The organism is Blautia sp. MSK.20.85 (genome assembly GCF_013317245.1).
Lineage (GTDB): Bacteria > Bacillota > Clostridia > Lachnospirales > Lachnospiraceae > Blautia_A.
Map to the genome: position 1 here is coordinate 1 of NZ_JAAIUN010000033.1, position 22,476 is coordinate 22,476.

Genomic DNA, 22,476 nt, shown 5'->3' on the forward strand with positions numbered 1-22,476 from the left:
TACCGGAATATATGGCTCCCATTCTCCGGAATGGTGGCTCTCAAAGTCCGGACAGATGGCTCTGAGAGTCCCGGAATAATCAGTAAAAAAAATATTAGAAGAATCAGCGGAAATTAATGCGGAAACAAACCAAAAAGTAAAAGTGCTTTTTCATGGTGGCGAACCGCTGTTATGGGGAATTGAGCGTTTTTACGAGATTTATGAATATGAGAAAGAACTTTCAGATAAGACAGGTGTTAAGTTTACTAACAGTATCCAGACAAATGCATCACTGATAGATGATGAATGGATCAGATTTTTTAAAACGTCCCATATTGGCATTGGGATAAGTTTGGATGGACCGATTGGTGTAAACGCACATTTTTCTCAGGATGAAAGTCTGTCGTTTAAAAGAACGATTTCTATATTGGATAAACTGAAAAATCAAAAAGTGTCATTTGGAATATTAAGTGTTATTACAAATAAGCATATTGTGAATGGGGCTGAAAGTTTTTATGATTTTCTAGTGGAAAATAGTATTAAAAACTGTGGACTATGTTACTGTTATAACCCAGATGACAAATGTTCTGTAGATTCAGAAAAACTTGGTTATTACTTATCTGATCTTTTTGATTTATATTTTGATGGCGAAGCAAGAGTGAATATCAGGGAATTTAATAATGCTATTTCAGCAATATTGACAGGAAAACACAGATGTTGTAGCCATCATCAAAGGGAACGGTGTGGATATTATCTAACATTTTTGCCTTCAGGAGATGCTTTCTTTTGTGACCCATATAATTTGCGAAAAGAAAATTGTTTAGGTAATATCTCGGAATGTAGTATTTCAGACATGGTATCATGCAGTAAACATCAGGAGCTGTTTAATATGATACAAAAACAGGTTAGGGATTATTGCAACAAGTGTTCTGTAAAAGATATTTGCGGATATGGGTGTCCGAGGACAGACAGGGATAATGAAATAAACTATTTCTGTTCGGCAAATCAAATATTATATTCACATATTATAAATACAATAAAAGACAGGAGGAAATCTATATGAGTAACGGGATGAAAATCATTGCAGAAATTCTGGATGAATATCCACATGATCACAGCCATGACAGGTCAGGGGATTCTTACAATGATTGTGATTGGAATGATGACTGGAATGATGACTGGAACGATGACTGGAATGATGATTGGAACGATTACTAATTGTTGATGTAAAAATAAGGTGCCTGACACTGTGAAATTCGAGGAATGTCTATTATATTGTTAATCTGGAATTTGCCAGATTAACAATGGGAGAAGCTCATTTCTATAATCTTGACGGAGATGAAATCGAAAAACAGACGACAGAAATTAAGTGGAATGCCGAAGCTGCTGAAAAAGCGGGATTTGAACATTTTATGATGAAAGAAATCCATGAACAGCCGAAAGCAGTCAAGGACACTTTAGGTTCTGTAATAAAAGATAATTGTATTGATTTATCTTCGGTTGAGCTTACAGAAGATGAAATCCTAGGATTTGATCAGATTTATATTGTTGCATGTGGTTCTGCATGGCATGTTGGGATGGCTGCACAATATGTAATAGAAGATTTGGCAGATATTCCGGTAAGAGTAGAACTTGCTTCAGAGTTCAGATATAGAAGAATGTCATTGAATAAAAACTCTCTGGTTATAGTAATCAGTCAATCTGGAGAAACTGCGGATACGTTGGCGGCGTTACGCCTGGCAAAGGAAAAAGGAATCATAACATTGGCAGTTGTGAATGTTGTTGGCAGCAGTATTGCACGTGAAGCAGATAAAGTATTCTATACACTTGCCGGACCGGAAATATCGGTAGCAACAACAAAGGCTTATAGTGCTCAGTTTGTGGCAATGTACTGTCTGGCTGTTCAGTTTGCAAAAGTCAAAAATATGATTACAGAAGAACAGTACAGCAATTATCTTTCTGAGCTATTGACAATTCCGGAGAAGATCCAGAAGATATTGCAGGATAAGGAAAGACTTCAATGGTTTGCTGCAAAATATGCAAATGCACATGATGTATTTTTTTGTTGGCAGAGGAATTGACTATGCGATTTCTTTGGAAGGAAGTTTGAAATTAAAGGAAATTTCATACATTCATTCGAAAGCATATGCAGCAGGAGAGTTGAAACATGGTACGATCAGCCTGATAGAACCAGGAACTTTGGTAATTGGTGTATTAACGCATAGTGACCTTTATGAGAAAACGATTAGTAACATGTTAGAATGTAAAAGCCGTGGGGCATACTTGATGGGATTAACAACATATGGGAAATATGAGATTGAAGATCAGGTAAACTTTGCAGTATACGTTCCAAAAATTGATGAGCATTTCGTAGGAAGCCTTGCAGTGATTCCGTTACAGTTAATGGGATATTATGTCAGTGTGGCGAAAGGACTGAATGTAGACAAGCCAAGAAATCTGGCAAAGAGTGTGACTGTGGAATAAAAATACTTGAAATTGTACTCTGGGTTGGCATAGAGGGATATCCGCCCAGAGTATTAGTACAATTTGATTGGATTGACACGAAAATGGGAAGACCAAAAAAGAAACCAGGATATGATTCGGAAAAGATAATGGAGCAGTTTACGAACTGTATTGTTGAAGCATATATGTCTGGAGCAGGCGGTGGATCAGTAAATTCATTACGGCAAATATCAGAACAGTTCGGCATTACCTTAATGAAAACACGCAAAATATTAATTACGGTGGGGGTGTATCATACTGAGATTAGTGAGCAGGTTATTTCGTTATGGGAAAATGGAAAAAATATTTCAGAGATTATGCAGGAGACTGGCTTGAGCAGATCTTCGGTTCATTCCTATTTGCCGTATACAAAAATGATATACAATGCAGATGAATTAAGCCTGTATGCAGAGAGGTGTAGATTGTACCGGAAAAGAAAGCAGGAAATTGAAAAATTGCATTACTGCATGGATAAATCATTGGAATTACTGGAAAATCATTTGTGGGAGACGTTAAAATTGTTTTCAGGATATTCTTTTACGACTGTAAAGGGATTAAGATTTCATTATACGGTCAATGGAAATGAAATTCTGATTGACCGGAAAAAGAAATCAATAACCAGAAGCAGTGTAAATATTGCTCTGAAAGAAACGATGGAGATGAAGGGAAATGTAAACGGACCGAAGAAATTAAAGGTATTTGGAGCGAGCTATCTATATGCGATATTTTGTCGGTTTGGTCTGATTAAAACAGAAGGGTAGTAGAATGGATATTTACCAGATATGGACAACGTATAATAAAAAGTGGTCTAAATATGAGATATTGGCATTTAGTGTATTGCTGCTTTTGACAGTTATTGTGGTAGCAGGATGTGTATGTAGAAAAAAGATTAATATAATACAGGCAATGGCTATTGTGACGATGGTAATATTTCTTGGAATTGTGTTTGGCTCTACGGTATTTACCAGAACAAGTACTATTCGCCAGTATGAATTGATACCATTCTGGTCATGGAAGGCAATTTTTAAATACAAAGACTGGGAATTGCTAAAAGAAAATTTATTGAATTGTATATTGCTGCTTCCGGCCGGAGCATTATTACCGATAATTGCAAACCATAAAGTGAAATGGTATCGGACATTATTGTTTGGAGTTCTGGTATCAGCAGTAATAGAAACCAGTCAGTTGGTATTTATGCGTGGATTATTCGAATGGGATGATATGATTCATAATGGGCTTGGTTGTATGATCGGAAGCATAATAATCAATTTGTTTATGAAAAATAAAATTAGGGATTGACGAACGTATGTTCTGATAGTATAATCATAAATGTCAGAAGGAAACAGGAGGTCAGCACTGATCCTTTGGATAGAATCTATATGGTAAGCAACAGTCAAGCACTGTTTCGGGATGGCTTATCAGAAACTCATCAGCGGTTTTCTTTCCCTTATCCGTTTGAGTGATATTATATTGCTTGGAGGACTGGAGATGAGATCAGATTTGAAAAAGATTGGCGAACAAAAGAGTACATATTTAGTGGGACAGACAGAGAGAGCATTATACTTGCTGGATGTAATCAGTACGATTACAGACCGGGGAAATAATGCAGAAGTGAGACGCAAGAAAGACGGAACTTTAACTGTATATGAAGTAAAAAAGAATATTGTGACCGTTTAATAAATTGGTATTAAGCGAAGGACTAATAGGAGTCAGAAACATTTACACAGAGAAGTAGATGTTCCTGGCTCCTTTTTTGTTATTCTGCTTCGGATGGAGTCGCTGGTGCAGGAGGTGTTGCAAGGCAACTCTTTAAAATACATGACAGCTCCCGATCATCTTCGTTCAAGATGTGGAAGGTCTTTTCCAGATTTGATTCATTACATAATTTGGCAAGTTCTTTTACCGAGGTAGAAAGAGGAATGTCTTCTTTCAATGTATTTTTGGGAAGTGCATAGTACTCAGTAGCAATATTTAAGTAATTTTCAAGATTTCGTCGAAAGTCTGGATCAAAATTATTGTGAAGAAGAAGTTCGTTTAAAGTTTTCTTTTTTATCCAGATATGCTTTTCCTGTATTCGAAGAAGCCCTTCGATGAGTGTACGGGTATCGGAATCAATTTCTGGATATTGCTGCATATTACACAGACAGAATCGGTGTATCGCAGGATGGCGGTAACGACCAGATGAGGCAGTTGCAGCACAGCCGATAACGCAGGCAAGTTCTTTGTTATTGAGATTGCCATGGTTAAAAACCATGAACCACATATCTCCGTATTTGCTGCAAACAAGTCGGCAGAACATTTGGCTGTTAGATGAATAAACTAAAGTTCCCTCATAGTGTTTAGAAAATGGGGTACCTTCATTTGTAAAATCGCCAGAATCAATGTCAAGTATAGCGGAGCATTCATGCATAGAATTGAAATCTCCCAGACGAAGTGTTCCATGAACCAGGGTTTGACCTGAATGATCTTCTGGATAAGCAGAGGTTGGAAGAAAGAATACATGATAATTTCCGGTGTAACCATTATATGCAGGATGCTCGATGTCGAAGATGAAACGATGCTGTCCATTTTCAGCTGATGTTTTTGCGATTTCAATAGAATGAAATACAGCATTAAGGTTTAAGTCTAATCCATCACAGACCTTTAACAAAGTGGATAAAGTTGTAGAGGAAGGGGTTTTAAACATGTTGTCGATAGTTCTTGGAGACATTTTCCCGGTTTTCTTGACGCAAATATCAGCCAGATCACGAGAGGTTAAAGATTTTTCCTTCATAACATTCTCAATGTAATTGACGATTTTGCGGAGAATTTCTTGGTTGTTCATAAGGCAGGACTCCTTTCTGAAAAAGCAACATTTACTGGTTAAATATATGATACCATATGTGTTTGGAAAAGAAAATAATAAAATTGCAAAATACTGCACAAAAAAATAATATTAAGGAAATGATATACGCTGTTAAAAAATAGACGTGTAAAATAATGCAATTTGCACAAAAAAAGACACTATAACGCATTAGTTATAGTGCATATTGACAATAAATGGTAGCAATGCTATAATGTAAAAGACCTACTCCCTTGGCACGAGAGTAGATCTAAAAAACGCTTAGACAGACAAAATCGACATCATCCTACTGGTCTATATCCAATTGGCACTTGGAAATAACAGGATTGGTGTCGGCTTTTATCAGTACTATATCATGTTGTATATAACATTAGTTGTGGCTCACATACGAATGCCCTTCTAATAAGTAACTTTAGATCTGAACCTTCAACCCAGATTTTCTTTTCCTTTTTTAGAGGAACATATAGAAAAAGTTGTTAAATACAACATGTATTAGTATATCATACGTAGAAAAAACGGTCAAGGTTTTTTTGCAATAGATATATTAAATTTGTATGAAAAATATGTAAAATAAGAACAATTTCCAGTGAGTATAGTGGCTGGAGAGACGAAAAGAATGCGAGAAATTACTATGGATAAAAATACGATAAGAGAAACGGTGCGTATGATAGCAAGTGACCAGAGTGTTATCAGCGTTGTAGGAGTAACTGTTTCAAGAAAAGATACACTTGAAAATTATATAGCGGTAAACAACGAAATGATAACGGTAGTTGGGGGAAAAGTCTCTGCTGATAGAGTACTTGGCAGGAGGCTGTTACGTGTTGACGATAAACGCAGGAAAATTATTTTGCGAAGGTATTACAGGATAAAAGTCTGAAAACGTAAGCACTACTTTTTTCTGGAACGGATTTTATGTATGAGATAGCCGGAATAGAAATGTCAATCATTTCGTCCGGCTATAATTGTCTTCATTTATATGGCGGTAATACAAAAAACGGTTCAGAAAGGAGGTAGCTCGTCTTGGGGTCGGCAGGGAAAAAACTAAGAACACGTATGGATATTGGAAAAGATATACAAAACTGTTTGGATGATTTGAATAATATGACACATGCCAAACTTGCAGAGCTACTCAACCTTTCTGAAAAAACAGTTGACAGAATGGTTGCTGGAAAGGGGCCTATTACTAAATATGCTTCTGATTTAGCTAAAATTACAGGTAAGCCAGAGTCATGGTTTAAGGAAAATATTACATGGGAAGAGTGCGGAAAAGAAGAGGTTACGTCTGTTCATTTTGAAGCTAAAAATGTGACAGAAGAAGATAAGGAATTTGTGGAAAAAGCGTTGGCATTTTTTGAAAGACTTTATAATATTCCGGACAAGAATCTTAGAAATAAACTGATGGAAAATGCTGAAAAGAATTTTGAGGGTAGTATGGAATTAATAGAATTGATGAATGGAAAAGTAAGTTGGTGACGATCATTACAGGATAATCTGGATGGTCGTTTTTTTACGCTCAAAATTCGGACAGTTTTGTCCGTTGTTTCAGCTTAATTCGGACAGTACTGGGCTGGTTGTTTGAGGGGAGAATTGATACCATTAATACATCGAACAGAGAGGAGGCAAACAGAAATGAGTAAGGATGAATATTTAGAATTTATCACACATCAGCCCTATGACGCAATGGGAGATTTTAGTTTCCTTTTAGATGAAAAGTCTGATAAGGCTGAAAACTCTACGGTAGAAAATGAAAACATGAACGCTGATTAATCTGCGTACAGGGAGTGTTCCTGTATAGCTGATTGATACATAAAGCAGCAAGGAGAGGCTTCGCAAGTCGCTCGGTATAAAAAAAACCGGGCAGATCGGAGTCTTTTTTTGCTGCTTTTTTTGTCTGCTGACAGCCCGGAGCCGAAAGGCAGAAAGGTGGTTGTCATGCTGACACTTAGAAAATTGAAAGAAATGGTGGAATCTCCAAAGAAAGGCGAAAAGAAACCGAGTTGTAAAAGTTTACGGGAGGGGAAATACCCGGTTGTTGCTCAGAAGATTATTAAGAACAAGGTAGGCGTAGTCACGATCACTGTTTATAAGAACGGATATGTGGTCTATCAGGCACAGAATCGGGTAACAGTATTTCCTATCGAAGATATTTCCGGTTATCGCTATTCTTCTGTGGCTGGAAATGGATATGGATGTAATCTGACGGAATCTTACTTTGAAGAGGCTGAGTGGTATCTGCGTTTTGTTCTTCGAGGAGAAGATCGCCTGAGCATCAATCTGGATAGCTGCAATCAGAAACGCTGTATTTCTTTATCTTCTGCTATGGAAGAAATGCAGCTTGGAGAAAGCATTGCACCGGACATGGAGGAAATGATTGTTCAGCAAATGATGACAGAAAACATGATGGATATGCTGACGGATAAGCAGAAGGAACTTATTTATGCCCTTTATTTTGAGAAACAGACTTATCAGGAATACGCCGATATTCATGGAATCAGTTCAGCAGCAGTCAACAACATGAGAAATAAGGCAGTTGCCAAGCTGAGAGCCAGTTTAGAAGAACTCGCAGAAAGTAATGAGAAAAAGAAACTGAGAAAAAAATAAAAAAGTTTGCAAAAGGGGGTTGGTAAACAACCTCTACCGAGCTTTATAGGTGAAGGGTTAATTCTTCAAAAAGAAAAAGCCCGGACTTGTACCTTGACAATTTCATATAGATAGCAAGAGGGGATACCCGGAAACTCAGCTACGCATAATAACCAGCGGCCAGGATTCGGAGAGAACGTGAAAGGGAAACGGCTGAAAGGCACTTTTACAAGGAACGGCCTCTTGCGGCTTAAATGCTTGATCCTTATTAAAACTGTTATTTCCATTTATTGGAGATGACAGCAGATACCATGTGGCGGTGCTTCGCTTAGTGCAGGTGCCGCCATATGCATGTGCTGTTATCTTTTCAGAAATGTACAGGTATCAGTAACAAAAATATCAGGAGGTGGTTCCAATGATTGAATAGTGCAGGTATAGACCTGCTGAAAAGAAAAACGATGATAAGTGAAGAAAGAGAGGATTAAGTCAAAATGAAAATGAAATTCAAAAGATTCTTATCAGGAGTTATGGCAGTTGCGACATTGGCATCTGTAATCGTTCAGCCGATAGCTGTTTCTGCATCGGAGTTAGAACCAGAAGAAATACCGTTTGAACAGCAGTATCCGGAATTAAAAGAGGTACAGGATTCTCTTGATCCGGATGAGATTGTAACAGCAAATGACATTGAAATTGCCTATGGAGATGAATTTGAAGTGGAAGTTGATCTGTCCGGTATTGACGGAGTGGATGAAAGTAAAATGAAGATTTTATTCCATGAAGCAAAAAATGAAGCCGGAGCCGAGTTTGATACCCATACACCGGATACCTACAAGGCAGTATATGCGGTAGAGCCGGTAAGTGGTCATCCGTCTTACAGAATCAGCAGAAATATCACTGTAAAAGAGTCTGAAACAGAAACGCAGTCAGAGAGTTCTTCTGAGATTGCAGTTGACGATGACAGCGGTACTGGAGATACAGAGCAGAGTGATGACGATTCAGAGTCGCACCAGGAAAATACAGTTGATACGGAAACTGAACTTACGGTGTCTGAAGTGCTGGAACAGGCAGAAACAAATGGAATTGATCTGTATGCAATGGATGCAGGAGAAACCGTAACCTTTATGGCTTCTGCAGGAAATGCAAGAAGTTCACAGCAGGTTTCTGTTACAAGGGGAACCATGTATCGTTATGCAGATTATGGATATGGTAGTTACCTTACTTATCAGTATACTGTGAAGTTTGGTAATGTATCTGCCACAGCATACTGTGTACAGCCATCCAAGCCGGGACCAGGAAGTGGAACTTATACAATCAATAAGGTAGGAGATGGAAAAGCACTTGCTAAGGTATGTTATTACGGCACAAAAGCTTCTGGAGATGATGGATTTTTCACAGAAGAGAATGGATATGGAAATTTAAGTGCAGGAGCCAGATTTATCCTGGTGCATCTAGCTGCTTCTTATGCAAATGGCAGTGGAGATGCTTTTTCAGGTGCAAACAGTACTGCACAGAATCTGGCAATGAAACTTTACAATTACTGTGTTTCTCAGCCGGAAATCCCAGATGTGGCAATGTCATTTTCAGATGCAAATGTAAAAGCCTATGTGGATGGCAACAGCCAGAGAACAAAGAATATTACATTCAATGCAGATGCGTTACAGACCATTACCATGAAACTCCCGGCAGGTGTTCAGCTTCATAACCTGACAACAGGAAAAACTAGCAAAGCTGGAGAAAGCGTGGAAATTTGTGGTGGTACAAAGTTTTATCTGTCTGCACCATTAACACAGGTAAGTGATGTGGCAGAGAGCTGGTCAGCAACCATGAAAGGAAGTATTACCAAAGATTATTCCGCCTATAAGATTTCAACAGGTTCTGGAAATCAGGATCTGGCTCTGGTATTTGGAGAAGGCGTGGATGATGAGAAATATGTGGACTTTAAAGTATCCTGGATTGAACTTGCAACTGTAGAAGTTGTGAAGAAAGATTCAGCAGCAGATGTAAACCTTGCGGGAGCAGTGTTTGGTATTTATAGTGATTCAGATTGTAAAAATCTGATTACAACTATGCCAGAAACGGACAGCAATGGAAAATCTTCTGCAACGATTGTAAAAACCCAGGATACCGTATATCTGAAAGAGATCACAGCACCGAAAGGTTATGTGGTAAATACAACCGCTTACAATGTGAAGCTGGTAGCAAGCAAGACAACGACAACAACTGTACCGGATAAAGAACAGCTTGGAGAACTGACCGTATATAAGGAAGGACAGATCCTTGCGGGGGCTGATGTCAGTGAGAATGGCACTGTATTCCAGTATGAAAACAGACGTCAGAAAGGTGCTGTTTATAACGTATACGCAGGAGAAGATATTATCTCTGCCTATGGTGCGAAGATTTACAGCAAAGGCGATCTGGTAAAAGAAAACCTTTCTACAGATGAAAACGGTGCTTGTATCCTGAAAAATCTGCATCTTGGAACTTATGTTGTCAAAGAAATGCAGGCACCAGAGAATTTTTATAATGCCGGAGAGGAAAAGACAGTTACACTTTCCTATGCAGGACAGAATGTGGAAGTAGTCTTTTCTGATGTGACATTCACAAATGACAGACAGAAAGCTGATGTGAGTGTTGTAAAGAAAGACAAGGATACAGAAAATCCATTGTCAGGTGGCGTGTTTGCTATGTATGCAGGCAGTGACATTACTGATGCAGATGGAACTGTGGTAGTGAAGAAAGGCACACTGATTGAAAAGGCAACAACCGGAGCAGATGGAAAAGCGGCATTTACCGCAGATCTTCCGATTGAATTTTCTTATGTAGTCAAAGAGGAACAGGCACCACAGGGATATTTGAGAAATTCTAAAGATGTTTATACATTTAAGTTCTCATATACCAGTGACAGCGAGCCGAAAGTTTCATTCACTCATACATTTGTAAATGAGAGAGTCAAAGCTAAGATTTCTCTGGAAAAGAGAGATGCGGAAACGAAACAGGCAGTTGCACAGGGAGATGCGACACTGGAAAAAGCAATTTATGGACTGTACGCCCGTAATGATATTGTTCATCCGGACGGAATTACCGGTGTGATCTATAAAGCCGGGGAGCAGGTTGCTACTCTTACAACAGATAAGAATGGACAGGCTTCTGTAGATGGCTTGTATCTTGGAGATTACTATGTGAAAGAGATCAGTCCGTCAGTGGGTTATCTGGCAGACGAAACAGAACATGATCTGGTCTGCAATTATGAAGGCGATCTGGTAGCAGAGGTTAAACGTGACTGCACTTCACTGGAGCAGGTAATGAAACAGCCGTTCCAGATTATCAAAGCAGCCAATAATGGCAAAACAGACGCTGATCTGTTAAAAGGTGCCGGATTTACGGCATATCTGGAATCTTCCCTGACAAAGAAAGCAGACGGAAACTATGAGTTTGCTTCTGCAACACCAGTTGTGATCGGGGAAAATGGTGCAACAGAAATGTTCACAGACGAAAAGGGTTATGCTTGCAGTATCGCACTTCCATATGGAACTTATATTGTGCGTGAAACTACAACTCCTCACAATTATACTCCGGTAGATGATTTTACAGTGCGTATCACAGAGAATAATCCGAACCAGCCACAGACGTGGAGAGTACTTCTGGATGATGAGTTTGAAGCGAAGCTGAAAATCATCAAACAGGATGATGAAACTAAGAAACCAGTATTACAGAAAAATACAGAGTTTAAGATTTATGACCTGGATCATAAGAAGTATGTGGAGCAGGTTACAACCTATCCGACAACGGTTAAGCACAAATCTTATTTTACAGATGAGCAGGGATATTTGATTCTTCCGCAGAATCTGAAAATCGGAAATTACCGTATTGAGGAAGTGAATGCCCCGTTCGGTTACACATTGAATAAAAATTATTATGAGGTAACAGTTGATTCTAATACTGCATATCAGATGGATGGAACTTCCGGGGATGTGATCATTGAAGCAATTTATGAGAACCATCCAGTTAAGGGAGAACTGACTATCGTGAAAAAGGGCGAAGTTCTGGACGGATTCAAGGATGATTTTACATATCAGACAGAAAATCTGGAAGGAGCAGAGTTTGTCATTTATGCTGCGGAGGATATTTATACCGCTGATTTCCAGAAAGATGACAATGGAAACCGTATTCTGGAATATGCAGCCGGAACACTTGTAAAAACTGTTACAACCGATAAAGAGGGAAAAGCGGTCCTGAAGAATCTTCCACTTGGAAGTTATAAGATTGTGGAAATGTCTGCGCCAACAGGATTTGTTTTAAACAGCGAAGCACAGACAGTCACTTTTACTTACAAAGATCAGGAAACACCTGTCATTGAGCAGACAGCTACTTTTGAGAATGAACGCCAGAAGGTAGAAATTTCGGTGGAAAAACAGGATGCTGATACAGAAAAAGCAGTTGCAGGGGCAGAATTTGGACTTTATGCGAAGAATGATATGGAAGCTCATGGAACTGTGATTGTGAAAGCAGACACACTTCTTGGAAAAGCTGTTTCCGGAGAAGATGGAAAAGCTGTATTTACACAGGATCTGCCATTTGGAGAGTATTATATCAAAGAACTGGCAGCGCCGAATGGCTATGTATCTTCAGATGAAGTTCTGGAAGTAAAGGCAGAGTACCAGGGACAGGAGGTTAAGGTCGTGCAGTTATCTTCTGTATTTAAAAATCAGCCTACAAAAGTTGTGGTTTCCAAGTCTGACCTGACTACTGGCGTGGAATTATCTGGTGCGACTCTTACGGTACTGGACAAAGATGGAAATGTAGTTGATACATGGAAGTCTGTAAAAGGTGAGCAGCATATGATTGAACGGCTTACTGTAGGGGAAACCTATACTCTCAGGGAAGAAATAGCTCCTTATGGATACCTCAAGGCAGAAGAGATCACTTTTACGATTGAGGATACTGGGGAAATCCAGAAAGTGGAAATGAAAGATGATGTGCCGACAGGAACGATCATCATCAATAAAAATGGAGAGTTTTTGGATAAAGTAACGGCATTGGATTCTGTTGGAGGATGGATTAGCCATTTATTCCAGTATGTAACAGGCAGTCTGAAAGATGTTACCTTTGAAGTATTTGCTTTAGAGGACGTGAAATCTGCTGACGGGGAAAGTGAAGATTATTATAAAAAAGATGAACTGGTAGCAACCATTACAACGGATGATACCGGCATTGCAAAGTTATCCGGACTTCCTCTTGGCAAATATTATGTCAAAGAAAAAGCTACAGTGGATGGTTTTGTACTGGATAATGAGGCAAGAGAGATTGACCTGACATATCGTGATCAGGATACTGCAGAAGTCACTTACTCTGCTGACTGGCAGAACAATCGCCAGAAAGCGGAAGTGGAAGTTGTGAAAAAAGAGAAAGATTCTGATCGTGTACTGGAAGGTGCAGTCTTTGCCCTTTGTGCAAAGAATGATATTACAGGAGCAGACGGAAAAGTTATTCTGAAAGCGGATACTGTGATTGAAGAACTGGCAACGGATAAAGAAGGCAAACTGACTTTTACGGCAGATTTACCGATTGGTTTTGAGTATTATATCAAAGAAACCTCCCCGGCACTTGGATTTGCAACGACAGATGAAACACAGGAGTTTACATTTAAGTACGAAGGTGCGGAAAAGGAAAAAGTATCTTATTCCTTTACTTTTGAGGATGAACCGACAGTAATTGAGATTACCAAGACTTCCCTGACAGATGGAAAAGAGCTGGAAGGTGCCAAGTTACAGGTAACTGATGAAAGCGGTAAGGTTGTAGATTCCTGGATTTCCGGTAAAGAAGCTCATATCATCAAAGAACTGGTAGTCGGACAGAAGTATACCCTGACAGAAACAAAACCAGCAGATGGTTTTGTGACAGCGGAAAGCATTACATTTACCGTTGAAGATACCGTAGAAGCACAGAAAATCGAGATGAAAGACGATGTTACCAAGGTAGAGATCTCCAAGACGGATATTTCCGGTAAGGAACTGCCGGGCGCAAAACTGACAATTCTCGACAAAGACGGTAAAACGGTAGAGAGTTGGACTTCTGAGGAGAAACCGCATTACATTGAAATGCTTCCGATTGGGGAGTATACACTTCGGGAAGAATCTGCCCCTAATGGTTATCTGATAGCTGAGGACGTGAAGTTCACAGTGGAAGATACCGGGGAGATTCAGAAAGTTGTGATGAAAGATGAGGTAAAACCGGAAGAAACACCAACACCGGAAACACCATCTACACAGGTAACAGATACACCGAAAACCGGAGATGATACACATATGCTGCTTTGGATTCTGCTTGCAGTAGCAGGTATGGCAGGTGTAGTGTCAGCGGTATGGGTAGCAAGAAAGAAGAAATAAAAATCAGTTAGTTAAGAGGGCATTTATGGATAAAAAAGATTCATAAATGCTCTCTTTCTGGTTAATACTAGGAAAAATGAAGGGAGAATGTATTATGAAACAGGTATTGATTATAGCGGTTGTAGCAATTATTGCAGCAGTTAATTTTGTGATGTACTGCTGTCTGAGAGTAGCATCACAGGAAGATCAGATGCTGGAAAAACTGAGCAGGAGAAAGGAGTCAGAAAGCGATGGCGATTAGATACGCAGAGGACAAGCCGAAATCCTGTGAATATTGTTATTTCTGGAATGAAAAGAAAAAGGAATGCAGGCAGATGAGATGCTTTTATCAGCTTCCTGAAAAGCCACCTGATCCAGATCCGGCACACAGGTTTTGGGTTCCATGCAAAGGCTGTCCGTATGGAAGAAATCCCTGTATTGGCTATTGCATGGCTAAAATTCTAAAAGAGCAGAGGAAAAAATAATCTGGATAAGGATACATACATATTCCCGTATCACTACGGGGAGGAAGCAGAACAGTATACGTTCTATCGGATTCCCAAGATTCTCTTTACCAGTCCGGTATTTGGAAAACTGACCTGTGAAGCTAAGTTGTTGTATGGTCTATTGCTAGACCGGATGCAGTTATCTGTGAAGAATCGGTGGATGGATTCGGAGGGAAAAGTGTATATATATTTTTCGCAGGAGCAGATAGCAGGGCTTATGGGATGTGGAGTAAAAAAAGTCCGGTGCTTGTTAAAGGAACTGGATGACCGGAAAGGAATCGGATTGATTACGAGAGTTAGACAGGGATTGGGAAATCCCGATAGAATCTATGTAAAAAAATGCGTATCACCAGAACGGTTCAAAGAAAACTTCCAGACAGGTCAAAATGACTTCTCAGGAAAGGTACAAATGACCGATGCAGACAGGTGTAAACTGCCAGGTAATGATATAGAGGATAGTAATACTGAGAATAACGATACAGAGTATCTTTCTTTCTATTCAGATGCCAGTGAAGTGAAAAGGAAAGAAGCTGAAAGGAATGCTTATCAGCAGATTATCCTTGAACACATTGGATATGACTATATCGTAGATGATTTCAACCGGCATATGTTGGATGAGATTGTGGGGTTAATGGTAGATGTGGTGTGTTCGGAACAGGAGTTTATACGGATTGGAGGGGACAGAAAACCTTTATCCGTAGTAAAAAGCCAGTTTTTAAAACTGGATGCAGAGCATATTCGGTTCGTATTGCATTGCATGAAAGAAAATACCAGTAAAGTAGTAAATATGCGTCAGTATTTGTTGGCAGTATTATATAATGCACCGCTGACCATCAGCAATTATTACTCATCTTTGGTGCAGCATGATATGTACGAAGGGAATATATGAATTTTGGATTTTCAGGAAGGGAGTGATTCTATTGCAGGAAGAAGTAAATGAGAAAACCGTATCGTTATGTATCACTGGTGGAAAAGTGACAGTCCGTTTATTGAAACAGGCAATGATGCGTTTTCTGGCGGCAGTGGAGAAAGAAAAAGCAGAGAAAGCAAGAAAACAGCAGACAAAGGCACCTCCGGATAAAGAATATCATGGAAAGCAGAGTTTAAAGAAGCTGACACAGCAGAATATTCAACTTTCCAACATTGAGATTACAGATAATAACATTAAGGCTTTTGAAAAGGTTGCAAAAAAATATGGTATTGATTTCAGCCTAAAACGTGATAAGTCTGTAGATCCACCAAGATATTTTGTTTTCTTTAAGGCGAGAGATGTGGAGGTGATGACAGCAGCATTTCGGGAGTTTACCGGAAAGACACTGAATAAAACCAAGAAACCATCTGTCCGTAAGAAATTACAGCAGGCAATCACAGCCCGTAACCAGGACAAACAGAGAGAACGGGAGAAATCAAAAGAGAAGCAGAAGGAGCCAACATTATGAGTGGGATAAAAAATATAAAGAAAAAACTGAAAGGTTTTCGGGTGCGTCCCCCGAATGTGGAAGTAATAAAAAAGGTTATGCTACATATACCGTATGTGGTTGTGTTTTATGTGGTAAATAAATGTACCTGGCTTTATCAGTATTGCAGGGGCAGTACAGTAGTAGACAGGCTGATGGTTCTTCTTATGAATTATCCATTAGCTTTTAAGAAGCTGTTGCCAAGCATGAAGCTGAAAAGTCTGGTTGCGGGAACAATCGCAGCAGTTGGCATATGGGCAGTGGTATATTTCAAGGGAAAGAATGGAAAGAAGTTTCGCCAGGGGGAGGAATATGGTTCTGCCAGATGGGGAAATGAAAAGGATATAGCACCTTTTATTGATCCGGTCTTTGAGAATAATATTCTGCTGACACAAACGGAACGTCTGACCATGAACAGCAGACCAAAGAAACCGAAGTATGCCAGAAACAAGAATGTCATAGTGATCGGAGGTTCTGGTAGTGGAAAGACTCGATTTTATGTGAAACCGCAGCTTATGCAGATGCCGGATAATGTGAGTTTTGTGGTAACTGATCCAAAGGGGACTATCATCGTGGAATGTGGTAAAATGTTAGCACGAGGGACACCGAAGAAAGATAAAAATGGGAAGATTTTACGTGATAAAAATGGCAGAGTGGTAATGGCTCCTTATAAAATCAAGGTGCTGAATACCATCAATTTTGCCAAGAGTATGCACTATAATCCATTTCATTACATCCGTTCAGAAAAAGATATTCTGAAACTGGTAAATACAATCATGGTAAATACCAAGGGCGAGGGAGAAAAATCTTCCGAGGATTTCTGGACGAAAGCAGAACGTCTGCTGTATTGTGCTTTGATTGGTTATATCTATTATGAAGCACCAGAAGAAGAACAGAATTTCTCAACCCTGCTGGAATTTATCAATGCCAGTGAAACCAGGGAAGAAGATGAAGAGTTTAAAAATGCTGTGGATCTGTTATTTGAGGAGTTGGAAAGGGACGAGCCGAACCACTTTGCAGTAAGGCAGTATAAAAAATACAAACTGGCTGCAGGAAAAACGGCGAAGTCGATTTTGATCAGCTGTGGTGCCAGACTTGCTCCGTTTGATATTGCGGAACTTAGGGAACTGACTTCTTATGATGAAATGGAACTGGATATGATTGGAGATCAGAGAACTGCACTGTTTATTGTAATTTCGGATACAGACGATACTTTTAACTTTGTGGTTGCTATGATGTACAGTCAGCTTTTCAATCTGTTATGCGACAGAGCCGATGATGTTCATCATGGAAGACTGCCTTATCATGTGAGAATCCTTTGTGACGAGTTCGCAAATATCGGTCAGATTCCGAAGTTCGACAAGCTGATTGCAACGATCCGAAGCAGGGAAATTTCTGCTTCCATTATACTCCAGTCCCAGTCGCAGCTCAAGACAATTTACAAGGATGCAGCCGAAACCATTACGGGAAATTGTGACACAATGTTGTTCCTGGGAGGTAAGGAAAGTACCACTCTGAAAGAAATTTCAGAAACACTGGGTAAGGAAACCATTGACTTATATAACACTTCTGATACAAGAGGACAGAGCAGATCTTACGGTTTGAACTATCAGAAAACAGGAAAAGATGTGCCATACTTGTTCGTGAAGAGTTCAGTTGCCTTGAATTTCACATGAACAGGGACACGATCAACTGGATTCTGAAAAAACTGAATACAGGAGGTCGAACATGGAGCATTTACCAAAGAAAAATCATCACAACGGCATCAGCTATACGCTGGTGGGAGACTACTACATCCCCGATCTGAAGCTGCCGGAGGAAAGCCGCCCCATTGGACGGTGGGGCCGGATGCACAAGGTGTTTCTACAAGAACACAAGCCCGGCCAGTACAACGAACTGCTTCTGTCGGGAAAACTCTGGACGTATCTTGCCGATCTGAACGAGCAGGCTGATGACCGGCTGACGAGAATCATCTCGCAGATGCAGGCTGCGGAGGGCGTCACCGAGGAACTGAAAGCCTGTGACCAGCTTGCCTGGGTTGGAGCCATGAACAGCATCCGTAGCCGGGCAGAGGAAATCATCCGGTCTGAGATGATTTATGTTTAAGGAGGTGCCTGTCTATGAGATACCGTATCGAATACTCCGATGAGCGCTACTGTAACTTTGTCAACGGCAGAGCCGAACTGCTGAAATGTCTGAAACTGCTGAAGAAAGCGGAAATCTCCGACATTCGCAAAGTGTATAAAAGCGGTGTGTCGGATTCCGTCCTGGAAACATACCGGAATTATATCCGTCCAGCATAAGGAGGCCGCTTATGGGTACAGATATTGAAAAACTGGTTGATTTGATGATTCAGGAGCGGATGCAGAGTCAATTCGCTAAATGGCGGGAGGCAGAAACCGGCAAGGAGAAAAAAGCGGATTACCTTCGCTTGGAAACCGAGTATGAAAAAGCGATCAGCGCATTGTCTGAGGAACAGAAGGACGCTGTAAGGCACTACTGTGATTCCATCTTTGATTCCGGCGCAGAAAGCGAATGCTTCTTTTACCGGCTGGGCCTCAAAGATGGCATCCGTCTCTGGAAGTTTATGAAAAAGCTGATGAAAACGGTCAGCTAACGGATGTATAACCGCATATTTTATTCCACCCACAAACGGGTCGAAAGCCGTCCAACGGTACAGGTTGGGCGGCTTTTTCATTACCTGCGTTTCTTCCGCTTGGGCGCATAGTACGGCTGCGGCTTGGCCTTCCCCCTCATGTTGTTGGGATTTTTGAGCATCTTGGACAGGCTCAGTATCCGCAGGAACGCCGAGAAATCCTCCGAGGAAATCTTCTCAAAGGGTATCTGCAACTTATCGCAGAATTCGCGGATCAGCATTTCTATATCGCTGCCCTGTTGGACGGCCTGTTCAAATTGTTCCTTGACATCCTCCAGCGTGGGCTGCGGGTCGGCGGTGGTCTTGTCTTTTAGATGTGCCTTCCGTATGTCCCGGACAATGCTGTCCAGATCGTCATGCAGGACATGGCTGAAAAAGTCGCTCTCCTGTATCTGCCCCAGTTCCAGCGTCCGCATATAAAGGTCGTTCTCTCCCGGCGCATGGCTGCTGATGACAGTCTGCCGGGTAGCTTCGAGGATCAGGTTCATCTGCTCCACCCGCATATCGGCAATCTGGTCAATGAAGATTTCCATATCCACCATCAGCCGCTGAAAGTTCGGATGTGTGGCAAGTTCGCAGAGAAGCCGGTTGTTGATCCTGCCGCTGCTCAAAAGCTCCACCATATCGTCACTCAGATGCAGAGCCTGAAGTTCTGTGTTTGGGTGATTTTTATTTTCGGACAGCCCCATCAGATAGTCGGTGGACACGCCGTAAAATTCCGCCAGTGTCGCAATCGCAAACGGGCTGATGTCCTTATAATCATCGCTTTCATATTTTCCCAGCGCCGATCTGGAAAGCCCTGTCTGATCCGCCAGCTGTTCCAGTGTCAGGTGCTTGTCCACCACCCGCAGGTCTTTGAGCCGCTCTGGGATTGACAGTTTTGTGTACATCCAATGCCCCCTCTCGTTATCGTTTTTTTCAGTGAATACATCTATTATAGCACGATTCCATAAGCGTGGAAATATGCGGATTTCGAGCGTTTTTCCAACGTCTTGGATATACGGGAGCAGCCCCCTTTTTTCGATAGAATGGTTCTTGCAGACAGGCACAGAACCTTGAAAATCGAATGACCGGCTGCAAGGGGTATGGCCTCCGGGGAAGTGACGCCAGGACAGAAATCGAGCGCACCAAAGAGGCCGATACGCCGGGAGAAATTCCGGGCAGGAGCGGCTTGCAGGCAGACCGGCAGACAGAAACAAGTTTATCAATCATGCGGGGCGCATGGCTCCGCAGCAAAGAAACGGAGGAAATCATTATGACACTGAGTATGAAAGAAAAGAAGATTCTCTACGCTTACGGCTGTCCCAGCCACCACAATACGGTGACACGGCTGAAATGGCTGACGGCCCTAACAGTTGACCCGGAGGCCAAACGCCGGATGCTGGGGCTGGCCCGGAAGGTGGAGACGGAGGTGGGCGAAAGCTGGTACGAGGATTTTTACCACCATCTGCGCATGGAGATGGACGAGTACCGCTGTCTAAAGCGCAGCCTGCGTGTGCTGAAATCTTACACTGATTATGAGGAGGATCTGTATGAGGAAGCTGTCTAAGTATGAGAAAGAAACCATCATCAACTGGAACGAGGCGGAGAACCTTGCCAGCATCTACACCTTCAACGCCAGCTTGAAGCGCAGGCTGGCTGATTTCAGCCGGAAGTACCCGCTGCTGTGCCGGTTGGAGCGCAGCACGCCGGAGGGCAGCGTGACCTATGTGCTGGATAAGTCCCGGCTGTCGATCCGGCTGGTGCCGCCGTACAGCGAGGAACGGAAAGCCGCTGCCAGCGCCTACGCAAAGGAGCATGGCTTTCAGGTGGTGGGAGCGGAAGAAAAAATCGCCTGAAATCGGGGCGATTACGGCAAAAATGCCGGGTCTGCACCCGGCATTTTGACCGGCAATCCCCGCAGGCGTATTCCGTATCCACTCCCCGCCTATGGGCGCAAATGTGCGGATACGGAGCCGGTGAAACTGGCAAACACCGCTCTTGCGGTGGAAGCCAGCTTCGCCTGCGGGAGTACAGAGGGCAGCCAGCCCTTTGTGCCGGGGTGCAGGGGCGGCAGCGCACTGCTGGGGTCAAGGGGCAACGCCCATTGGCGGGTTAAGGGCGGCAGCCATTATCGGGTCAAGGACGAAGTGCCTTGGCGGGTTGAGGGCAGCCGCCCCATCGGGTCAAGGGTGAAACGCCTTGCCCAGGGAGAGTTGATGCCTGCGTCAAGTCGTACTGGGTATTACCTGACGCAAAATTCGCAGGATTTGCGGCTTCGCCGCCCCTTCCCGGCCCCGCAGCATCTTCGCAGGAAGGAGGAAATCTGTTTGAAACTGACACGACACAATGGACGCTCCGGCAAGCATGGCACCTATAATCCCCGCCACAATGACCGCCGGTTCGATGTGGAGAACAGCGAACACATTGACGCAGAACGGGCAAGGCAGAATGTCTACTGGGACTGCTACCGGGGCTTTACGACACACGAGTTCCGGGAAAACCCGGAGCAGCCGGATTTCAGCTTTGAGGAAATCGAGCGGATGTACTACTACGAGCATTACGGCGGCCATGTGGAGGCCCAGAACGCCCGGAATGAGAAAACCCGGCACACGGAGCGCAACCGCACCGTGGAGGACTTGCTGAAAAATAACAAGACCTGCCCGGAGGAAAGCATCTACCAGATTGGCACGATGGGAGAATCCGTCCCGCCGGATACGCTCTTTTCCATCGTCAATGAGTTTTATGAGGAATTTGAGCGCCGCTTCGGTTCCCATATCCACATCTTAGACTGGGCGCTCCATCTGGACGAGGGGACGCCCCACATCCATGAGCGGCACGTCTTTGACTGTGAGAACCGCTACGGGGAGCTGTGCCCCCAGCAGGAAAAGGCGCTGGAAGAACTGGGCATCCCTCTCCCCAACCCGGAGAAGCCCAAAGGCCGGAACAACAACCGCAAGCAGACCTTTGATGCGGTCTGCCGGACGATCCTGTTTGACATCGCCAGATGGCATGGGCTGCATCTGGATCAGGAGCCGTCCTACGGCGGGCGGGACTATCTGGAAAAACAGGATTATATCCTGATGAAGCAGAAGGAGCAGCTTGCGGCGCAGGAGCAGAAGCTGGAAGAACTGACGCTCAAAATCGAGGACGTGGAGACGCTGTTGGATGATGTTTCCGATGCGGCCTATGACAAGGCGGTGGAGGTCGTGACCGATACCGTCCGGCAGGAGACGCACAAGGAAGATATTCGTCTGGTGGAGGAATCGAAAAAATGGGTGCTTTCGCCGGAGCGCAAGGCTCCAAAGAAGGAGCGTGAGTACGCCGCTGCCCGTCTGGATGGGGTCATTAACAAGATTAAAAATGTCATGCAGACTGCTCTGGCAAAAATCCAGCGGACGCTGATGCAGCCGGAAGTCAAGCAGGCCGGGAAGGAGCAGGTCAAGAAGAAAGCCAAAGAATCCATTATGGATATGCTGGCAAAGGCAAAAATTGACGCTGACCGGGATAACCGGGAGCGTTGGGAACGGGAGGGGCGGATCGCCCCCACAAAGAAACAGGATATGGAGTTGTAAGGCATCTGATTTCCTGCGGAAACCGGGTGCCTTTT

21 protein-coding genes and 2 pseudogenes are annotated in these 22,476 nt (G+C 42.4%); 21 read left to right on the forward strand and 2 right to left on the reverse strand.

Annotated features, from left to right (window positions below):
• Window positions 1-142 precede the first annotated feature (142 nt).
• The 6 genes and pseudogenes from G5B12_RS18115 (at window position 143) to G5B12_RS14155 (ending at window position 4,158) form a co-directional block, all read left to right on the forward strand.
• Window positions 143-1,042 (forward strand): SPASM domain-containing protein, encoded by a 900-nt coding sequence (locus G5B12_RS18115; protein ID WP_174088579.1) that lies wholly within the window; start codon window positions 143-145, stop codon window positions 1,040-1,042.
• Window positions 1,039-1,197 (forward strand): hypothetical protein, encoded by a 159-nt coding sequence (locus tag G5B12_RS14135; protein ID WP_158576592.1) that lies wholly within the window; start codon window positions 1,039-1,041, stop codon window positions 1,195-1,197. Before G5B12_RS18115 ends, G5B12_RS14135 begins: the two co-directional genes overlap by 4 nt.
• Before the next feature lie 38 nt (window positions 1,198-1,235).
• Window positions 1,236-2,463, forward strand: a pseudogene (gene glmS, locus G5B12_RS18385) (glutamine--fructose-6-phosphate transaminase (isomerizing)); the annotation flags it as partial.
• An 83-nt stretch (window positions 2,464-2,546) separates the two neighbouring features.
• The gene (locus G5B12_RS17620) at window positions 2,547-3,242 is read left to right on the forward strand and encodes a hypothetical protein (protein WP_227158750.1); all 696 of its coding nucleotides are present in this window, start codon (window positions 2,547-2,549) and stop codon (window positions 3,240-3,242) included.
• A gap of 4 nt (window positions 3,243-3,246) precedes the next feature.
• Complete coding sequence (locus G5B12_RS14150; protein ID WP_174088580.1) at window positions 3,247-3,780, forward strand: VanZ family protein; 534 nt, start codon at window positions 3,247-3,249, stop codon at window positions 3,778-3,780.
• Between the two features lie 189 nt (window positions 3,781-3,969).
• The gene (locus G5B12_RS14155) at window positions 3,970-4,158 is read left to right on the forward strand and encodes a hypothetical protein (RefSeq protein ID WP_118316805.1); all 189 of its coding nucleotides are present in this window, start codon (window positions 3,970-3,972) and stop codon (window positions 4,156-4,158) included.
• Window positions 4,159-4,237: 79 nt separating this feature from the next.
• Here G5B12_RS14155 and G5B12_RS14160 read toward each other — a convergent pair whose 3' ends face one another.
• Window positions 4,238-5,305, reverse strand: coding sequence for a helix-turn-helix domain-containing protein (locus G5B12_RS14160; RefSeq protein WP_118316806.1), 1,068 nt, complete (start codon window positions 5,303-5,305; stop codon window positions 4,238-4,240).
• A gap of 634 nt (window positions 5,306-5,939) precedes the next feature.
• Between G5B12_RS14160 and G5B12_RS14165 the strand changes: the two genes are divergently transcribed.
• The 12 genes and pseudogenes from G5B12_RS14165 (at window position 5,940) to G5B12_RS14220 (ending at window position 18,848) form a co-directional block, all read left to right on the forward strand.
• The gene (locus G5B12_RS14165) at window positions 5,940-6,200 is read left to right on the forward strand and encodes a hypothetical protein (RefSeq protein ID WP_118237780.1); all 261 of its coding nucleotides are present in this window, start codon (window positions 5,940-5,942) and stop codon (window positions 6,198-6,200) included.
• 143 nt (window positions 6,201-6,343) lie between these two features.
• Window positions 6,344-6,796 carry a hypothetical protein gene (locus G5B12_RS14170; RefSeq protein WP_118237782.1) on the forward strand — a complete coding sequence of 151 codons (453 nt, stop codon included), beginning with the start codon at window positions 6,344-6,346 and terminating at the stop codon, window positions 6,794-6,796.
• 156 nt (window positions 6,797-6,952) lie between these two features.
• Window positions 6,953-7,090, forward strand: coding sequence for a hypothetical protein (locus tag G5B12_RS14175; RefSeq protein ID WP_174088582.1), 138 nt, complete (start codon window positions 6,953-6,955; stop codon window positions 7,088-7,090).
• A gap of 165 nt (window positions 7,091-7,255) precedes the next feature.
• Entirely contained in the window at window positions 7,256-7,924 is a 669-nt protein-coding gene (locus tag G5B12_RS14180; protein ID WP_174088584.1) for a sigma-70 family RNA polymerase sigma factor, read from the forward strand.
• 470 nt (window positions 7,925-8,394) lie between these two features.
• Window positions 8,395-14,289, forward strand: a complete 5,895-nt coding sequence (locus G5B12_RS14185; RefSeq protein ID WP_174088586.1) for a SpaA isopeptide-forming pilin-related protein — start codon at window positions 8,395-8,397, stop codon at window positions 14,287-14,289.
• A gap of 94 nt (window positions 14,290-14,383) precedes the next feature.
• On the forward strand, window positions 14,384-14,530 hold the full coding sequence (locus tag G5B12_RS14190) for a hypothetical protein (protein ID WP_172677208.1): 147 nt from the start codon (window positions 14,384-14,386) through the stop codon (window positions 14,528-14,530).
• Window positions 14,531-14,823: 293 nt separating this feature from the next.
• Window positions 14,824-15,663 carry a DUF6017 domain-containing protein gene (locus tag G5B12_RS14195; RefSeq protein WP_270213342.1) on the forward strand — a complete coding sequence of 280 codons (840 nt, stop codon included), beginning with the start codon at window positions 14,824-14,826 and terminating at the stop codon, window positions 15,661-15,663.
• A gap of 31 nt (window positions 15,664-15,694) precedes the next feature.
• On the forward strand, window positions 15,695-16,213 hold the full coding sequence (locus G5B12_RS14200; protein WP_029730832.1) for a PcfB family protein: 519 nt from the start codon (window positions 15,695-15,697) through the stop codon (window positions 16,211-16,213).
• A gap of 77 nt (window positions 16,214-16,290) precedes the next feature.
• Window positions 16,291-17,862, forward strand: a pseudogene (locus G5B12_RS14205) (VirD4-like conjugal transfer protein, CD1115 family); the annotation flags it as partial.
• 97 nt (window positions 17,863-17,959) lie between these two features.
• Window positions 17,960-18,337, forward strand: coding sequence for a TnpV protein (locus tag G5B12_RS14210; RefSeq protein ID WP_174088590.1), 378 nt, complete (start codon window positions 17,960-17,962; stop codon window positions 18,335-18,337).
• A 14-nt stretch (window positions 18,338-18,351) separates the two neighbouring features.
• Window positions 18,352-18,534 carry a hypothetical protein gene (locus G5B12_RS14215; RefSeq protein WP_174088592.1) on the forward strand — a complete coding sequence of 61 codons (183 nt, stop codon included), beginning with the start codon at window positions 18,352-18,354 and terminating at the stop codon, window positions 18,532-18,534.
• 11 nt (window positions 18,535-18,545) lie between these two features.
• Window positions 18,546-18,848 (forward strand): hypothetical protein, encoded by a 303-nt coding sequence (locus G5B12_RS14220; RefSeq protein WP_174088594.1) that lies wholly within the window; start codon window positions 18,546-18,548, stop codon window positions 18,846-18,848.
• Between the two features lie 80 nt (window positions 18,849-18,928).
• Here G5B12_RS14220 and G5B12_RS14225 read toward each other — a convergent pair whose 3' ends face one another.
• Entirely contained in the window at window positions 18,929-19,777 is an 849-nt protein-coding gene (locus G5B12_RS14225; RefSeq protein WP_174088596.1) for a helix-turn-helix domain-containing protein, read from the reverse strand.
• Window positions 19,778-20,142: 365 nt separating this feature from the next.
• On the opposite strand from G5B12_RS14225, the gene G5B12_RS14230 reads away from it, so the two are divergent.
• The 3 genes from G5B12_RS14230 to G5B12_RS14240 all read left to right on the forward strand — a co-directional run bounded on the left by G5B12_RS14230 (window position 20,143) and on the right by G5B12_RS14240 (window position 22,441).
• Complete coding sequence (locus G5B12_RS14230; RefSeq protein ID WP_055220715.1) at window positions 20,143-20,436, forward strand: hypothetical protein; 294 nt, start codon at window positions 20,143-20,145, stop codon at window positions 20,434-20,436.
• On the forward strand, window positions 20,420-20,725 hold the full coding sequence (locus G5B12_RS14235) for a hypothetical protein (protein ID WP_055220683.1): 306 nt from the start codon (window positions 20,420-20,422) through the stop codon (window positions 20,723-20,725). The genes G5B12_RS14230 and G5B12_RS14235 overlap by 17 nt, the downstream gene beginning before the upstream one ends.
• 471 nt (window positions 20,726-21,196) lie before the next feature.
• Window positions 21,197-22,441 (forward strand): serine/arginine repetitive matrix protein 2, encoded by a 1,245-nt coding sequence (locus G5B12_RS14240; RefSeq protein ID WP_139010067.1) that lies wholly within the window; start codon window positions 21,197-21,199, stop codon window positions 22,439-22,441.
• The last annotated feature ends 35 nt before the right edge of the window (window positions 22,442-22,476 follow it).

Excerpts from the sequence above, each read along its gene's own strand:
- G5B12_RS14235 (WP_055220683.1), top strand. The coding sequence starts at position 20,420 with ATGAGGAAGCTGTCTAAGTATGAGAAAGAAACCATCATCAACTGGAAC.
- G5B12_RS14220 (WP_174088594.1), top strand. The coding sequence starts at position 18,546 with ATGGGTACAGATATTGAAAAACTGGTTGATTTGATGATTCAGGAGCGG.
- G5B12_RS14225 (WP_174088596.1), bottom strand. The coding sequence starts at position 19,777 with ATGTACACAAAACTGTCAATCCCAGAGCGGCTCAAAGACCTGCGGGTG.
- G5B12_RS14175 (WP_174088582.1), top strand. The coding sequence starts at position 6,953 with ATGAGTAAGGATGAATATTTAGAATTTATCACACATCAGCCCTATGAC.
- G5B12_RS14215 (WP_174088592.1), top strand. The coding sequence starts at position 18,352 with ATGAGATACCGTATCGAATACTCCGATGAGCGCTACTGTAACTTTGTC.
- G5B12_RS14230 (WP_055220715.1), top strand. The coding sequence starts at position 20,143 with ATGACACTGAGTATGAAAGAAAAGAAGATTCTCTACGCTTACGGCTGT.
- G5B12_RS14185 (WP_174088586.1), top strand. The coding sequence starts at position 8,395 with ATGAAAATGAAATTCAAAAGATTCTTATCAGGAGTTATGGCAGTTGCG.
- G5B12_RS14155 (WP_118316805.1), top strand. The coding sequence starts at position 3,970 with ATGAGATCAGATTTGAAAAAGATTGGCGAACAAAAGAGTACATATTTA.
- G5B12_RS14190 (WP_172677208.1), top strand. The coding sequence starts at position 14,384 with ATGAAACAGGTATTGATTATAGCGGTTGTAGCAATTATTGCAGCAGTT.
- G5B12_RS14160 (WP_118316806.1), bottom strand. The coding sequence starts at position 5,305 with ATGAACAACCAAGAAATTCTCCGCAAAATCGTCAATTACATTGAGAAT.
- G5B12_RS17620 (WP_227158750.1), top strand. The coding sequence starts at position 2,547 with ATGGGAAGACCAAAAAAGAAACCAGGATATGATTCGGAAAAGATAATG.
- G5B12_RS14150 (WP_174088580.1), top strand. The coding sequence starts at position 3,247 with ATGGATATTTACCAGATATGGACAACGTATAATAAAAAGTGGTCTAAA.
- G5B12_RS14210 (WP_174088590.1), top strand. The coding sequence starts at position 17,960 with ATGGAGCATTTACCAAAGAAAAATCATCACAACGGCATCAGCTATACG.
- G5B12_RS14135 (WP_158576592.1), top strand. The coding sequence starts at position 1,039 with ATGAGTAACGGGATGAAAATCATTGCAGAAATTCTGGATGAATATCCA.
- G5B12_RS14180 (WP_174088584.1), top strand. The coding sequence starts at position 7,256 with ATGCTGACACTTAGAAAATTGAAAGAAATGGTGGAATCTCCAAAGAAA.
- G5B12_RS14165 (WP_118237780.1), top strand. The coding sequence starts at position 5,940 with ATGCGAGAAATTACTATGGATAAAAATACGATAAGAGAAACGGTGCGT.